General features: G+C 66.3%; 14 protein-coding genes. 13 read left to right on the top strand and 1 reads right to left on the bottom strand.

The window, feature by feature from the left end:
• Positions 1-8: 8 nt before the first annotated feature.
• Genes C4E04_RS07615 through ligD form a run of 4 tightly spaced genes read left to right on the top strand, consistent with a single transcriptional unit; the run spans position 9 to position 5351 of the window.
• Positions 9-929, top strand: coding sequence for an ABC transporter permease subunit (locus tag C4E04_RS07615; RefSeq protein WP_109596380.1), 921 nt, complete (start codon positions 9-11; stop codon positions 927-929).
• Positions 930-937: 8 nt separating this feature from the next.
• Positions 938-2074 carry an ABC transporter permease gene (locus tag C4E04_RS07610; protein WP_109596378.1) on the top strand — a complete coding sequence of 379 codons (1137 nt, stop codon included), beginning with the start codon at positions 938-940 and terminating at the stop codon, positions 2072-2074.
• A gap of 1 nt (position 2075) precedes the next feature.
• Positions 2076-3716, top strand: a complete 1641-nt coding sequence (locus tag C4E04_RS07605; protein WP_109596376.1) for an ABC transporter ATP-binding protein — start codon at positions 2076-2078, stop codon at positions 3714-3716.
• A 42-nt stretch (positions 3717-3758) separates the two neighbouring features.
• On the top strand, positions 3759-5351 hold the full coding sequence (ligD, locus tag C4E04_RS07600; protein WP_109596374.1) for a non-homologous end-joining DNA ligase: 1593 nt from the start codon (positions 3759-3761) through the stop codon (positions 5349-5351).
• Here the strand turns inward: ligD and C4E04_RS07595 are convergent.
• Positions 5332-5967 (bottom strand): glutathione S-transferase family protein, encoded by a 636-nt coding sequence (locus C4E04_RS07595; RefSeq protein ID WP_109596372.1) that lies wholly within the window; start codon positions 5965-5967, stop codon positions 5332-5334. The genes ligD and C4E04_RS07595 overlap by 20 nt on opposite strands.
• Before the next feature lie 149 nt (positions 5968-6116).
• Between C4E04_RS07595 and C4E04_RS07590 the strand changes: the two genes are divergently transcribed.
• The 9 genes from C4E04_RS07590 (at position 6117) to C4E04_RS07550 (ending at position 14794) form a co-directional block, all read left to right on the top strand.
• The gene (locus C4E04_RS07590; protein ID WP_109596370.1) at positions 6117-6941 is read left to right on the top strand and encodes a polyphosphate kinase 2 family protein; all 825 of its coding nucleotides are present in this window, start codon (positions 6117-6119) and stop codon (positions 6939-6941) included.
• An 89-nt stretch (positions 6942-7030) separates the two neighbouring features.
• The gene (locus C4E04_RS07585) at positions 7031-7867 is read left to right on the top strand and encodes a universal stress protein (RefSeq protein WP_109596368.1); all 837 of its coding nucleotides are present in this window, start codon (positions 7031-7033) and stop codon (positions 7865-7867) included.
• Positions 7868-7899: 32 nt separating this feature from the next.
• Positions 7900-8814 carry an SMP-30/gluconolactonase/LRE family protein gene (locus C4E04_RS07580; RefSeq protein ID WP_109596366.1) on the top strand — a complete coding sequence of 305 codons (915 nt, stop codon included), beginning with the start codon at positions 7900-7902 and terminating at the stop codon, positions 8812-8814.
• A gap of 110 nt (positions 8815-8924) precedes the next feature.
• Positions 8925-9860, top strand: coding sequence for a DMT family transporter (locus C4E04_RS07575; protein ID WP_109596364.1), 936 nt, complete (start codon positions 8925-8927; stop codon positions 9858-9860).
• Between the two features lie 94 nt (positions 9861-9954).
• Positions 9955-11145, top strand: coding sequence for a substrate-binding domain-containing protein (locus tag C4E04_RS07570; RefSeq protein WP_109596362.1), 1191 nt, complete (start codon positions 9955-9957; stop codon positions 11143-11145).
• Positions 11146-11147: 2 nt separating this feature from the next.
• Positions 11148-11927 (top strand): ABC transporter ATP-binding protein, encoded by a 780-nt coding sequence (locus C4E04_RS07565; protein ID WP_174219261.1) that lies wholly within the window; start codon positions 11148-11150, stop codon positions 11925-11927.
• Complete coding sequence (locus C4E04_RS07560; protein WP_109596360.1) at positions 11920-12657, top strand: ABC transporter ATP-binding protein; 738 nt, start codon at positions 11920-11922, stop codon at positions 12655-12657. The genes C4E04_RS07565 and C4E04_RS07560 overlap by 8 nt, the downstream gene beginning before the upstream one ends.
• On the top strand, positions 12654-13676 hold the full coding sequence (locus C4E04_RS07555; RefSeq protein ID WP_109596358.1) for a branched-chain amino acid ABC transporter permease: 1023 nt from the start codon (positions 12654-12656) through the stop codon (positions 13674-13676). The genes C4E04_RS07560 and C4E04_RS07555 overlap by 4 nt, the downstream gene beginning before the upstream one ends.
• Entirely contained in the window at positions 13673-14794 is a 1122-nt protein-coding gene (locus tag C4E04_RS07550; protein ID WP_109596355.1) for a branched-chain amino acid ABC transporter permease, read from the top strand. Before C4E04_RS07555 ends, C4E04_RS07550 begins: the two co-directional genes overlap by 4 nt.
• Positions 14795-14864: the final 70 nt, after the last annotated feature.

Below are 14864 nucleotides of genomic sequence, written 5' to 3'. Positions count from 1 at the left end.
AAAGCATCTTGCTCTCCTTTATACTGCGCCGTCTTCTGACGGCGGTCCCGACCTTACTGGTCATCGTGACGATTTCGTTCTTCCTGATCCGGCTCGCGCCCGGCGGCCCGTTCGACCTCGAACGCCCCCTCGAGGCCAAGGTGATGGAGAACCTCAACCGGATCTACCAGCTCGACAAGCCGCTGATCCAGCAATACTGGCTCTATCTCTCTGCCGTGATGCACGGGGATTTCGGGCCCTCCTTCATCTTGCGCGACTTCACGGTCGGCGAACTCTTCGCCCGTGGCCTGCCGATCTCCATGACCCTCGGAGCACTCGCCCTCACCCTGGCGATCCTCGTCGGCGGCACCCTCGGCACCATCGCGGCGCTGCGCCAGAACAGCCTCGCGGACTACCTCGTGACCGGGCTCGGCGCCATGGGCCTGACCATCCCGAACTTCGTGGTGGCGCCCGTTCTCCAGATCGTACTCGGCCTGACCCTCGCCTGGCTGCCCGTGGCCGGATGGGCCAACGGGACGCCACGCAATCTCGTCATGCCGGTCATCGTGCTTGCTCTGCCGCAGATCGCCGTGGTGGCCCGCATGACCCGCGCGGCGATGATCGAGAACCTGCGCTCGAACCACATCCGCACCCTGCGCTCCCTCGGCCTGCCCTGGCATACGGTGGTGCGCCATGCCCTGCGCGGCGCGTCCCTGCCGGTGATCTCCTATCTCGGCCCGGCCGCCGCCGCGCTCCTGACTGGCTCCGTGGTCGTCGAGACCATCTTCGGCCTGCCGGGCATCGGCCGCTACTTCGTCGAAGGAGCCCTCAACCGCGACTACACGCTCGTCATGGGCACGGTCGTGGTCGTGGCGGTCTTCGTTCTCATCTTCAACCTCGTGGTCGACATCCTCTATGCAGTCGTCGATCCGCGCATCCGTTTTGATTGAGGGCCGCCATGGCTGAAGGCGCTGCACTTCCTCTCGAAACCCTTACCGATCCCGTCTCCGGCCGCTCCCTTTGGGTCGAGGCCCGGGGCCGGCTTCTCGCCAACAAGGCCGCCGTCACCAGCATCGTGCTGCTGGGGCTCATCGCCATCGCGTGCATTTTCGGGCCGTTCTTCACGGGCCATCCCTTCGATCAGGTCTATCCCGATTACGTGAAGGTCCCGGCGAGCCTCGAGGCCTATCCCAAGCCGGATCAGGTCAACCCGCAGATCGAGCGCATCGGCGCCCGCGTCCGCGCCAAGCCGGAGGATATCCAGGTCAAGGGCGACAGCGTGACCGTGACCCTCGTGGGCCAGCGGCCCATCGACGAGCGGCTCCTCGCCTATTTCGACCGTTCGGACATGTTCGGCGTCGCCAAGGTCGTCGACAAGGCGGACGACGGCAAACGCCTCGTCGTGGACGTGCCGTTGAAGAAGAAATACTTCCTCTTCGGGACCGACACCAACGGCCGCGATCTCCTGACCCGCACCATGAAGGCGGGTCAGATCTCGCTCGCCATCGGGCTTCTGGCCACCTTCGTGGCCATCCTGATCGGCGTCGTCTACGGAGCCACGTCGGGCTATCTCGGCGGGCGCGCCGACCTGATCATGATGCGCATCGTGGACGTGATCTACTCGCTGCCCTTCATCTTCTTCGTGATCATGCTGGTGGTGTTCTTCGGCCGGAACTTCATCCTGATGTTCATCGCGGTCGGCGCCGTGGAATGGCTCGACATGGCCCGCATCGTGCGCGGGCAGACGCTGTCCATCAAGCGCCAGGAATACGTGCAGGCCGCCGAGGCCCTTGGCGTCGAGACCAAAGGCATCATCCGCCGCCATGTGATCCCCAACACCCTCGGCCCGGTGGTGGTCTACATGACCCTGCTGGTGCCCAAGGTGATCCTGCTGGAGAGTTTCCTCTCGTTCCTCGGCCTCGGCGTGCAGGAACCCAATACCAGCCTGGGCGTGCTGATTTCCGAGGGCGCCAAGAACATCCAGGGCGCCACCTGGATGCTGATCTACCCGTCCCTGACCCTGATCGCGATCCTGTTCTGCCTCAACTTCATCGGCGACGGTCTGCGTGACGCGCTCGACCCGAAGGACCGCTGACATGGCCGAGATCCGTTCCACAGAACCCGTCCTGACGGTCCGAAACCTCAACGTTCGCTTCCGCACCGGCGACGGCATCCTCCACGCGGTGAAGGGCATCGACCTCGACGTGAATGCGGGCGAGACCGTCGCCATCGTGGGCGAATCCGGTTCCGGCAAGAGCCAGACCATGATGTCCGTCATGGGCCTCCTGGCATCCAACGGCTGGGTGGAAGGCTCGGTGAAGTACCGCGGCGACGAACTCGTGGGCCTGTCGCCCGAGAAGCTCAACCGCTATCGCGGCTCCAAGCTCACCATGATCTTCCAGGAGCCGATGACGTCACTCGATCCGCTCTATCGGATCGGCGAGCAGCTCGCCCTGCCGCTGACCACCCATGGCGGGATGAGCAAGGCACAGGCGCGCCAACGCGCCATCGAGCTCCTGGAGCTGGTGCGGATCCCCGACCCGCAGCGGCGCATCGACTCCTACCCGCACGAGATGTCGGGCGGCCAGCGCCAGCGCGTGATGATCGCCATGGCGCTGGCCAACGATCCGGACGTGCTCATCGCCGACGAGCCGACCACCGCCCTCGACGTGACGGTCCAGGCCCGGATCCTCGAACTCCTGGCCGATCTCCAGAAGCGGCTCGGTATGTCGATTGTGTTCATCACCCACGATCTCGGCATTGTGCGCCGCTTCGCCGACCGCACCTATGTGATGAAGCGCGGCGAAGTGGTGGAGAGCGGCACGACGGCCGAGATCTTCGCGGCGCCGAAGCACCCCTATACGCGAATGCTGATCGACGCCGAGCCGACCGGCCGCAAGGAGCCGGCCCCAGCCGGCGCCCCCGTGGTGCTCGATGCCCGGGACGTGCGCGTCTCCTTCGTCCTGAAATCGGGACTGTTCGGCAAGCCGCTCCACGTGCTCCATGCGGTGGACGGCGTGAACCTGACCGTCCGCGAGGGCGAGACGGTGGGCGTTGTGGGCGAGTCCGGTTCCGGCAAGTCCACTCTCGGCCGGGCCGTCCTGCGTCTCCAGCAGGCGAGCGGCCTGGTCCGTTTCGAGGACCGCAACCTGATGCCCCTCGACCGGGCCGGGATGCGCCCCTTGCGCCGCCATCTGCAGCTCGTCTTCCAGGACCCCTTCGGCTCCCTCTCGCCGCGCATGACGGCGGGCGAGATCGTGACGGAAGGCCTGCTCGTCCACGAGCCGCGCATCTCCCGCAAGGAGCGGGACCGACGCGCCGCGCAGGCCTTCGAGGAAGTGCGGCTGGAGCCCGGCTGGCGCAACCGCTTCCCGCACGAATTCTCGGGCGGACAGCGCCAGCGCATCGCCATTGCGCGCGCCATGATCCTGCACCCCAAGCTGGTGGTGCTGGACGAGCCGACCTCGGCCCTCGACCGCTCGGTCCAGAAGGAGATCGTCGAGCTTTTGCGCGACCTCCAGAAGGCCCACGGCCTCGCCTATGTCTTCATCAGCCACGACCTCGCGGTGGTGCGGGCCCTCTCGGACGAGATCATGGTCATGAAGAGCGGTAAGGTGGTGGAGCGCGGCTCGGCCGATGCCATCTTCGACCACCCGCAGGAGGACTACACCCGCGACCTCATCGCGGCCGCCTTTCTGAAGGAACGGGAGACCGTCGCCCCAGCCTCCGTGGCTTAAGGCGCCGGAACCGGACGCCATGGCGCGAATTGAATCTGCGCCATGGCAAAGCTCGCGACCTATCGCGCCAAGCGCGACTTCACCAAGACCTCCGAGCCGAAGGGAGCCGCCTCCCGTCGGCAAGGCTCCTCCTTCGTCATCCAGAAGCACGACGCCTCCCGCCTCCATTACGATTTCCGCCTGGAGCTGGACGGCGTCCTGAAGAGCTGGGCCGTCACGAAGGGGCCGAGCCTTGTCCCCGGCGAGAAGCGCCTCGCCGTCGAGGTCGAGGACCATCCCCTCTCGTACGGGGATTTCGAGGGCACGATCCCGGAAGGTCAGTACGGAGGCGGAACCGTCATGGTCTGGGACCGGGGCACCTGGACGCCGGAGGACGACCCGCATGATGGCCTCGCCAAGGGCCGCCTCAGCTTCCGCCTGGACGGCGAGAAGCTTCACGGAACCTGGCACCTGATCCGCATGGGCAAGCGCCCGCGCGAGAAGCAGCCCTCGTGGCTCCTCAATAAGGGCGACGACGCGTTCGCGCGCGAAGCCGACGACCCCGACATTCTCGAAGAAGCCCCCTCGTCCGTCAAAACCGGCCGCTCCCTGGACGAGATCGCAGGCCGCGATCCGAAAAAGGCCTCTGTGAAGAAGAGAGCGCCCGCGAAGGCAGCTTCTAAGACTGGTTCGTCCAAGGCCGGCTCAACCAAGACGAAATCCTCCTCGTCGAGCCAGAAGGCCTCCAGCGGCGCTGAGGTCGCCGGGATCGCGCTCACCCACCCTGACCGGGTCCTGTGGGAGGATCAGGGGCTCACCAAGCAACAGCTTGCGGAGTTCTATGTCGGCATCGCCGAATGGCTCCTGCCACATCTACAGAACCGTCCCCTCACGCTGATCCGCTGCCCCTCGGGTGCGCAGAAGAGCTGCTTTGTCCAGCGCCATCCCTGGGCCGGCCTCTCGGACGCCATCCACCGCGAGAGCGTGCGGGACGAATCCGGCGAGGCGGAGCTGCTCGCGATCCGTGACATCCAGGGCGTCGTCGCCCTCGTGCAATCCGGCGTCCTGGAGATGCATGTCTGGGGCGCCACCCTCGCCGATCTGGAGCATCCGGACCGGCTGATCTTCGACCTCGACCCGGGCGAAGGCGTCGCATGGCCGGATGTGGTTGCCGGCGCCCGTGCGGTCCGAGAGCGCCTTCGTGGTTACGGCCTCGAGAGCTTCGCCAAGACCACGGGCGGCAAGGGCCTGCATGTGGTCGCGCCCCTGACGCCGAAGGCCGGCTGGGACGCAGCCCTGACCTTCACCCGCAGCCTCGCCCAGGCCATGGCGGCGGACGAGCCGGAGCGCTACACCACCACGTCCGTGAAGCAGGAACGCGCGGGACGCATCTTCATCGATTACCTGCGCAACAACCGGGAGGCGTCCGCCGTCGCGCCCTACTCGACCCGCGCAAGGCCCGGGGCGCCGGTCTCGACCCCGGTCTCCTGGGAGGAGCTTGCGAAGGTCGAGCCCAACGGCTTTACGGTCGTTAATTTGAACCGGCGCCTGGCCCGCCTCAAGAAGGACCCCTGGGCGGAGTTTGCCGGCATCGACCAGGTTCTTCCCGACGCCCCGAAGGCGAAGAGGAAGCGCGTCAGATCAGAGGAGCCTTGAGCCCCTCGGCCTCGAAGGCCTTCTGCACGGCCGGGCGGGCGAGCACCCGCTCGGCGAAAGCGCCGAGATTGGGCAGGCTGCGCGGCGGGCGGGGCATGCCGCGGCCCCAGCGGATCAGCATGAGCAGGAACAGGTCCGCGGCCGAGAACCGCTCTCCCAGGAGCCAGGTCTTGTCTCCGAGCTGCTCGGAGATCACGTCGAACATCCGGTTCAGGCGCCGCTCAGCCGCCTGTTTCACGCTCGGGGCCGCTGCCTCCTCGTTCACGTGTTCGTAAGGGTAGAACCATGCCCTGTATTCGGCCTGGGGCGTGTTGGTGAGGTGGATCATCCACTTGTAGAACTCGGCCCGCTCCCGGGTGCCGAAGGCGGGCGCGAGCCCAGCCTCCGGGAACTTGTCGGCCAGGTGGAGCGCGATGGCTGCGGTCTCGAACAGGACGAGATCGCCGTCCACGAGAACCGGGATGCGTCCGTTGGGATTGAGCTTGAGATAATCCGCGCTTTTCTGGGCGTTCTGGTCCCGGTCCACGAGCCGCAGCTCGAATTCGGCGCCGATCTCCCGCAGCATCATGTGGGGAAGGAGGCTGGCATTTCCGGGGAAGTAATAGAGAGCGAGCATCTGTTCGTCTTCCGAGTTCCAAGCTTGGCCGTCTCCTGCTTAAGATCGCTTCGGCAGGGAGTAAAGACGCAACTCTTCCCCCGGCGGGCGGGCGCCCTATGGTTGCCCTGAACCCGCTCCCGTCCCTTACCTTTGGAGAAGAACGCCTCATGTCGGATCGCAGCCGCGCCCTTGTCGAGAAGTTTCTGATCCGCCCTGGAAAAACCTTCCGGCTGAAGGATCTCGACCCGCGCGACACCTCCACGGTCGGGGACGAGGAGACGACCAAGATCGAGACGGACGCGCTCGCCCGCGACATCGATGCGCTTCAGGACCGCCTTTACGCTGAGGGCCGGCGGGCGCTCCTCGTCATTCTCCAGGGAACGGACACGGCCGGTAAGGACGGGACGATCCGCGGCGTCTTCAATGCTACCGGCCCCATCGGCGTCTCGGTGACGGCCTTCAGGCGCCCGTCGGAGGACGAGCTCGCGCACGATTATCTCCGGCGCGCCCACCTCGCGTGCCCCCGGCGCGGAACCATCGGCATCTTCAACCGCTCCCATTACGAGGACGTGCTGGTCGCCAAAGTGCGCAGCCTCGCACCCGAAAAGGACATCGAGCGCCGCTATGACCAGATCAATGCCTTCGAGAAGATGCTGACCGAGAACGGCACCACCATTCTCAAGTTCATGCTCCACATCTCCAAGGACGAGCAGAAGGAGCGCCTCCAGGAACGGCTCGACAACCCGAATAAGCATTGGAAATTCAACCCCGGCGACCTCGAAGACCGGAAAAGCTGGGGCGATTTCCAGAAGGCCTACGAGGCCATGCTGAACAACTGCTCCACCGAATGGGCGCCCTGGTACGTGGTCCCGGCAGACCGCAAATGGGTCCGCAACGCCATCGTGGCACGGGTCGTCAAGGCGACCTTGGAAGAGATGGACCCGCAATATCCCAAGCCCTCCTGGAAGCCCGGGGACTTCAAGGTCGATTAGCCCCATGAGCGGTCCTGCGTCCCTAAGAGCCAGGCAAGCTTGGCCATAGGGGCTTGCCGAGGGGCGTCCGGAGCGCAACAATACCAGTCATGAAAAGCATTCTCGTTCCCATCGAAGACCACGGCGTCGCCGAACCCGTTCTCGAAACCGCTCTTCATGTCGGCCGGATGTTCGACAGCTATATGGAAGGGCTGGCCGTCACGCCGGACTACCCGGTGGTGCTGCCCGTCGACATCGCGATCGGCGTGCCCTCGCCCGTCACCCCGGAGAACCGCGCGGAGATGGCCAAGTCCTGCCGGGAGCGCTTCGAAGCCTTCATGATCAGCAAGGGCGTGCCGCGCATCACCTCGTCGCTGGCTAGCCTCGGCTTCGGCTGGCGCCAGGATGGGCTGATGGAGGACGCCTTCCTGGGCGCCTATGGGCGCGTCTTCGACGTCACCGTGGTCGGCCGCCCCGACGGCGAGAACGGCCATACCCGCCTTTCCACCGTGGAGGCCGCCCTCTTCGAAACCGGGCGGCCCGTGCTCATCGCGCCGCCCCAGCCCCCCGCGGGCTTCTGCAACACCGCCGTCATCGCCTGGAACCGCAGCACGGAGACCGCCCGCGCCGTACTGGGCGCCATGCCGCTCCTTGCCAAGGCTAACCGCACGGTGGTGCTCGAACTGGAGGATTGGGGCGTTCCCGGCCCGTCCGGGTCTGAACTGGTCCGGTCGCTCCGCATGCACGGCATCAACGCCGACGCCATCGTGGCGGCTGATCCATCCAACCGGCCCGGCGAAGTCATCCTGGCGGAGGCGGCGGCACTCGGCTGCGATCTGCTGGTGAAGGGTGCCTATACGCAGAGCCGCCTGCGGCAGATGTTCTTCGGCGGCGCCACGAGCCATATCCTCGCCAACACGACGATCCCTGTCCTGATGGCCCATTGACCCGGACGAGGTCGCCCTCCTGCGAGCATCCCATGACCGCGACCTCCACCGTCGTTTTCGATGAACGCTTCCGAAGCCTCATCATTCCCACCGCCCGTCTGGAGAAACTGGCGGAGGGATGCCGCTGGGCCGAGGGACCGGCCTATTTCCCGGCCGGTCGCTACCTTGTCTGGAGCGATGTGCCCAACGACCGGATGCTGCGCTACGACGAGACGACCGGTCATGTGGGCGTCTTCCGCCACCCCTCCGGCTATTCCAACGGCAACACCGTGGATCGCGAGGGACGCCTCGTCACCTGCGAGCACGGCACGCGGCGGGTCACCCGCACGGAGCATGACGGCTCCATCACGGTGATCGCGAGCCATTTCGACGGCAAGCGCCTCAACAGCCCCAACGACGTGGTCGTGCGCTCCGACGGATCGTTCTGGTTCACGGACCCGGCCTACGGGATCGATTCCGACTACGAGGGCCACAAGGCCGAGAGCGAGATCGGCGCCTGCCACGTCTACCGGGTCGATCCAGCAAGCGGCGCGGTCTCCCTCGTGGCCGACGATTTCGTGCGGCCGAACGGCCTTGCCTTCTCGCCCGACGAGACCCGCCTCTATGTGGCCGATACGGGCGCGACCCATGAGCCTGACGGGCCCCGCCACATCCGCGTCTTCGACGTGGACGAAGCGGGCAGGCTTCACAACGGCCGCCTCTTCGCCACATGCACGGAAGGGCTCTTCGACGGTTTCCGGCTCGACGACGCGGGGCGCATCTGGACGAGTGCCGGAGACGGGGTGCATTGCTACGACCCGGACGGCACGCTGCTCGGCAAGATCCTTTTCCCGGAGATCGTCGCAAACGTCGTCTTCGGCGGCCCGAAGCGCAACCGCCTCTATGTCTGCGCCACCACGTCCCTCTACGCCATCATGCTCCCGGTCAACGGCGCCAAGACGTTCTGAGGCTGTCCCGGGCAGCCGGGAGGCCCTTGTGCAACGACTGCGCTTCCATCATGAAGGCGGCGCGAGACGTCCGGCGACCCTGCTGCGTCTCCCGCGCCGCGAGACCGCCCATGTCGACTTCCGCAACGTCACTTTCCCCGAGGATCCGCTCCGGCGCGGTGTTCGGTATCGGGCTGATGCTGCTCGGGGTCTTCCTGTTCGCCATGAACGACGTCATGGGCAAATGGCTCGTCGCCACCTATTCGGTCGGCCAGGTCCTGTTCCTGCGCAGCGCCGCGGCCCTGGCGGTGCTCCTGCCGATCATGCGCGGCCAGAAGGTCCGGCTCCAGGTTCCCCCGCAGCCGGGGCTTCACTTCGTGCGCATCGTCCTGTCCACCCTGGAGGTCGCGTGCTTCTACGGGGCCGTCACCTATCTGCCGCTCGCGGACGTGATGACCTATTATCTCGCGGCGCCGATTTATGTGGCAGCCTTCGCGGTCTTCCTGCTCGGTGAAAGGCTCGATCCTCCTCGGATCCTGGCCATTGCGGTGGGATTCGTGGGTGTCCTCGTGGCCTTGCGGCCCTCTCCGGCAACCCTGTCGCTGCCGGCTGTGATCGCCCTGGCGGGGAGCATGTTCTATTCGCTCCTCATGATCACAACCCGCCGCCTGCGGGAGACACCCGACGCCATCCTCGTGCTCGGCCAGATCCTCGGGGCGCTGGTTTTCGGCATCCTCGCGATTCCGTTCGCCTGGGTGACGCCGGGGCCGATCGATCTTGCGGGGCTGTTCCTCCTCGGCATCGTCTCCATGGCGGGGCATGTCTGCGTCAACCGCTCCCTCAAGCTCGCGCCCGCTTCCGTGGTGGCACCCTACCAGTACACGCTGATCGTCTGGGCCATCGTGCTCGGCTACCTGTTCTTCGGCGATGTGGTGGGCTTCTGGACGCTCATTGGAGCTGTCATCATCTGCAGCGCCGGGCTCGCGCTCCTTCTTCTGGAACACCAGGCCGCCCGGCGCGGGCGGATCGCGAAGGACATCGAGGCGCCGGTGCTTCCCGAGGCCTGACCGGGTTAGACGTTTCGCGCCTTCTCCTCCTCCCGTCCAGCTTGACATCGCGGCGAGCGGCGCCGTCAATGTTCCGAACCATAAGGGGGAACGCATGCGCCTTGCTCTCACATTCGCGGCCGCGACGGCCGGCCTGCTCATGGCGTCCACGGCCATGGCGCAGGACATCAAGATTGCGCTCATCGCCGGCAAGACCGGGCCGCTGGAGGCCTATGCCAAGCAGACCGAGGCCGGCTTCATGATGGGCCTCGAATACCTGACCAAGGGCTCAATGAGCTGGCAGGGCCGCAAGATCAACGTGATCGTCAAGGACGACCAGCTCAAGGCCGACTTGGCCAAGACCCTGCTGGAGCAGGCCTATAACGACGACAAGGTCGACCTCGCAGTGGGCACCACCTCATCGGCCGCGGCCCTCGCCATGCTTCCAGTCGCGGAGGAGAACGGCAAGGTTCTCATCGTCGAGCCCGCGGTCGCTGACGCCATCACGGGCGAGAAGTGGAACCGCTTCATCTTCCGCACGGCCCGCAATTCCACGCAGGACGCCTACGGGGCAGCAGCGGCCGTCCCGGCGAGCGGCGAGGTGACCATCGCGACGCTGGCGCAGGATTACGCCTTCGGCCGCGACGGCGTCGCGGCCCTCAAGAACGCGCTTGCGGCGATCCGGCCGAACGCCAAGGTCGTGTTCGAAGAATACGCACCGCAGAACGCCACCGACTTCACGGCCTCCGCCCAGCGCCTCTTCGATGCACTCAAGGACAAGCCGGGCCGGAAGATCATCGAGATCATCTGGGCCGGTCAGCACCCGCTACCGAAGATCGCCGACCTGAAACCGGAGCGCTACGGCATCGAGATCGCGCCGGGCGGCAACATCCTGCCGGCCATGCAGATCTACAAGAACTACCCGGGCATGGAAGGCGCGATCTACTATTACTGGGACTTTCCCAAGAACGCGATGAACGACTGGCTCGTGGCCGAGCACCGGAAGCGCTACGGCACGCCGCCGGATTTCTTCACGGCGGGCGGCTTCGCGGCCGCCTCCGCGGCCCTGACGGCGATCGAGAAGGCCGGCGGCACCGATCCCGAGAAGCTGATCTCGGCCATGGAAGGCATGACCTTCGAAACCCCGAAGGGCCCCATGACCTTCCGCAAGGAGGATCACCAGGCGCTCCAGGTCATGTATCACTTCAAGGTCAAGGCGGACGGCAAGGACCAGAACGACCTGCTCGAGCTCGTCGACACGATTCCGGCCGACAAGCTGCCGATCCCGGTCCGCAACAAGCGCTGACCGTGGCTCCTTCCCTGTTGCCTGAGCCCGCGCTCGAGACGCGCGGGCTCACCGTCCGGTTCGGCGGCCATGTGGCCGTCGACGATGTTTCGTGCCGCTTCATGCCTGGCACGCTGACCGCCATCGTGGGGCCGAACGGGGCCGGCAAGACCACCTATTTCAACCTCATCTCCGGGCAGTTGCGTGCCACGGCCGGGCAGGTGCTCGTGGATAGCCGGGACGTAACGGGCCTTCCGCCTTCGACGCGGGCAAAACGCGGTCTCGGCCGTGCCTTCCAGCTCACCAATCTGTTTCCGCGGCTGACCGCCCTGGAGAACGTCAGGCTTGCGGTGCAGAGCCGCGCCGAGGCCGGGTGGTCACTCCTGTCCGTATGGAGCAGCCGGCGCGACCTCATCGACAAGGCCGATGCGATCCTCGAACGCGTGCGCCTCGCGGACAAGCGTCACGTGCCCCCAGGCGCCCTCTCGCATGGGGACCAGCGCAAGCTCGAAGTGGCGCTCCTCATCGCCATGGAGCCCAAGGTATTCATGTTCGATGAGCCGACCGCCGGCATGAGCGTCGACGAGGTGCCGACCGTGCTCGAACTCATCCAGGACATCAGGAACCAGGGCGATGCCACGGTTCTCCTCGTGGAGCACAAGATGGACGTGGTCCGCTCCCTCGCCGACCGGATCGTCGTGCTCCACAACGGGGCGCTGGTGGCCGACGGGGAGCCGGCCGCCGTGATCGCCTCCCCGGTCGTTCAGGAGGCCTATCTCGGCCTGGAGGCGTCCCATGGCTGAGAGCCCGGCCGAACCGCTGCTCCGGCTCGAAGGGGTGCAGACCCATATCGGCCCCTATCACATCCTCCACGGAATCTATTTCGAGGTGCCGGCGGGCGAGCTGACCATGCTGCTCGGACGCAACGGCGCCGGCAAGACCACAACCCTGCGCACCATCATGGGCCTCTGGCGGCCCTCCGCAGGAAGCATCCTGTTCGACGGCCGCGACATCGCGGCCCTGCCGACACCAGACATTGCCAGATCGGGCATTGCCTATGTGCCCGAATCCATGGGCATCTTCAGCGATCTCACGGTGCGCGAGAACATCGTGCTCGCGGCCCGGAGCGGCCCTGTCAACAAGGCGCGGCTCGAGTGGATTCTTGGCCTCTTTCCGGCCCTCAAGCGCTTCTGGAACCTGCCGGCCGGTCACCTCTCCGGCGGACAGAAGCAGATGCTCGCCATTGCGCGCGCCATCGCCGAGCCGCGGCGGCTTCTCCTCGTGGACGAACCCACCAAGGGCCTTGCGCCCGTCATGGTGCGCAGCATGATCGAGGCCTTCCGGGCCCTCAAGGCCGCCGGGGAGACGATCCTCCTGGTGGAGCAGAACTTCCATGCCGCCTCGCAACTCGGCGACAACGTGATCGTCATGGATGACGGGCTCGTCGTGCATTCCGGCGCCATGAGCGAACTCGTCGCCGACAAGACCCTGCAGCAGCGTCTCCTCGGCCTCAGCCTGGATGCCCACCAATGAGCGACGTCGCCGCCGAAGCCCCCTCCGCAGCCGCCTTGCCCCGCGCCAGGACCGACTGGCTGCCTCTGGCGCTCGTCCCCGTGCTGGCTTTGGCTGCCCTGCCCCTGGTCGGCGATGTCTCTGCCTGGGTGACGCTGACCCTCGCGGGCCTCGCCATGGGCATGATGATCTTTCTCATGGCGTCCGGCCTCACCCTCGTCTTCGGCCTCATGGACATCATCAATTTCGGCCACGGGGTGTTCATTTCGCTCGGCGCCTACGCGACCCTCATCGTGCTCGGTCCCCTGGCTGGGTGGGCGAGCGCCGATTCCGTCACGCTCAACCTTGCCCTGCTGCTCCTGTGCATCGCCGTCGCCATGGGCCTGACTGCCGTGGTGGGCGCGGTGTTCGAGCGGGTGATCGTGCGCCCGGTCTATGGCAGCCACCTCAAGCAGATCCTTGTCACCATGGGCGGCCTCATCGTCACCGAGCAGGCCATCCACGCGATCTGGGGCGCCTCTCCGATCCCGATCCCGCTCCCCGAGACCCTGCGCGGCGCCTTCGTGATCGGCGACGTCGTGATGGAGCGCTACCGGGTGGTCGCGGTCGGCATCGGCCTCTTCGTGTTCGCCGCCATGCAGCTCCTGCTGAACCGCACCCGGATCGGGCTCCTCATCCGTGCCGGGGTGGAAAATCCCGAGATGGTGGAGGCCCTCGGCTACCGCATCCGCCGCCTCTTCGTGAGCGTCTTCGTGGCCGGCTCGGCACTGGCCGGGCTCGGCGGCGTCATGTGGGCCTTCTACCGCCAGACCCTCACGGCCGGCATGGGCATGGACGTGATGGTGCTGGTCTTCATCGTCATCATCATCGGCGGCCTGGGATCGGTCGGCGGCTGCTTCGTCGGGTCCATCCTGGTAGCCTTAGTGGCCAATTACGTAGGCTTCCTGGCGCCGAAGCTGGCCCTCGTGTCCAATATCCTCGTCATGGCCCTGGTGCTGATCTGGCGTCCGCAGGGCTTGTTCCCGGTGGCACGCCGATGAGAAGCACTTCCCCCTCTCCGGCCATACATGACGAGACCCGGCCGCGCCGCGGCCCGGTCGCGTGGCTCCTGTCGTCCGACCCGCCGCGGTCCTGGATCCTTTCTCTGATCCTCCTCGTGATCGTGGCCTGCCTTATGGCAGCGCCCTTCCTGTTCCCGGGCAGCCAGCCGCTCGGCACGGCGGCCAAGATCTGCGTCTTCATCCTTCTGGTGGCGAGCTACGACCTGCTGCTCGGCTATACGGGGATCGTCTCGTTCGCCCACACCATGTTCTTCGGGATCGGCGGCTACGGGATCGCCATCGCGCTGGAGCGGCTCGGTCCCTCCTGGGAATCGGTCGCCCTCGGCATGGTCGCGGCGCTTGCACTCTCGGCCCTGCTGGCGGCTGCCATCGGCCTCCTGTCCCTGCGGGTGCGCGCCATCTTCTTCTCGATGATCACCCTGGCGGTTGCGTCCGCGGCCGCGGTCCTGGCCTCCCAGATGTCGGGCATCACGGGCGGGGAGGACGGGCTCTCGTTCCAGCTTCCCGCCGAGTTGCGCCCGGCCTTCCGGCCGCTGGCGGAGCCCCTCTTCGGGATCACGGTGAACGGGCGTATCCTCGCCTATTATCTCATCGTCGCCGTGACCCTGCTCGTCTTCCTTCTCCTGCTGCGCATCGTGAACTCGCCCTTCGGGCGGGTGCTGCAGGCCATCCGCGAGAACGAGTTCCGGGCCGAGGCTCTCGGCTACCGGGTAGTCGCCTACCGGACCGCCGCCTCGGTGATCTCGGCCCTTGCGGCCACGATCGCCGGAGGCCTCATGGCACTCTGGCTGCGCTATAACGGCCCCGACACGACCCTGTCATTCTCGATCATGATCGACATCCTGCTCATGGTGGTGATCGGCGGCATGGGCACCCTGTATGGTGCCGTCCTGGGCGCGACCCTGTTCGTACTGGCCCAGAGCTACCTTCAGGTGCTGATGGGCGCCGCAAGCGAGGCGCTAGCCGGCATCCCGCTCCTGCCCCAGCTGGTCCACCCGGACCGCTGGCTCCTGTGGCTCGGCATCCTGTTCATCGTCAGCATCTACGCCTTCCCGGGCGGCATCGTCGGACGTCTGCGCCGGGAGCATCACCTTTAGGGCCGCATCCCGCTGCTCCGAGGGGCAGCACCTACCCTTTCGGCCCACGAGCTTGGCCGAACAAAGCAGG

Origin of the sequence: Microvirga sp. 17 mud 1-3 (assembly GCF_003151255.1) — a bacterium.
Lineage (GTDB): Bacteria > Pseudomonadota > Alphaproteobacteria > Rhizobiales > Beijerinckiaceae > Microvirga.
This window is presented reverse-complemented; position numbering and strand designations above follow the sequence as displayed.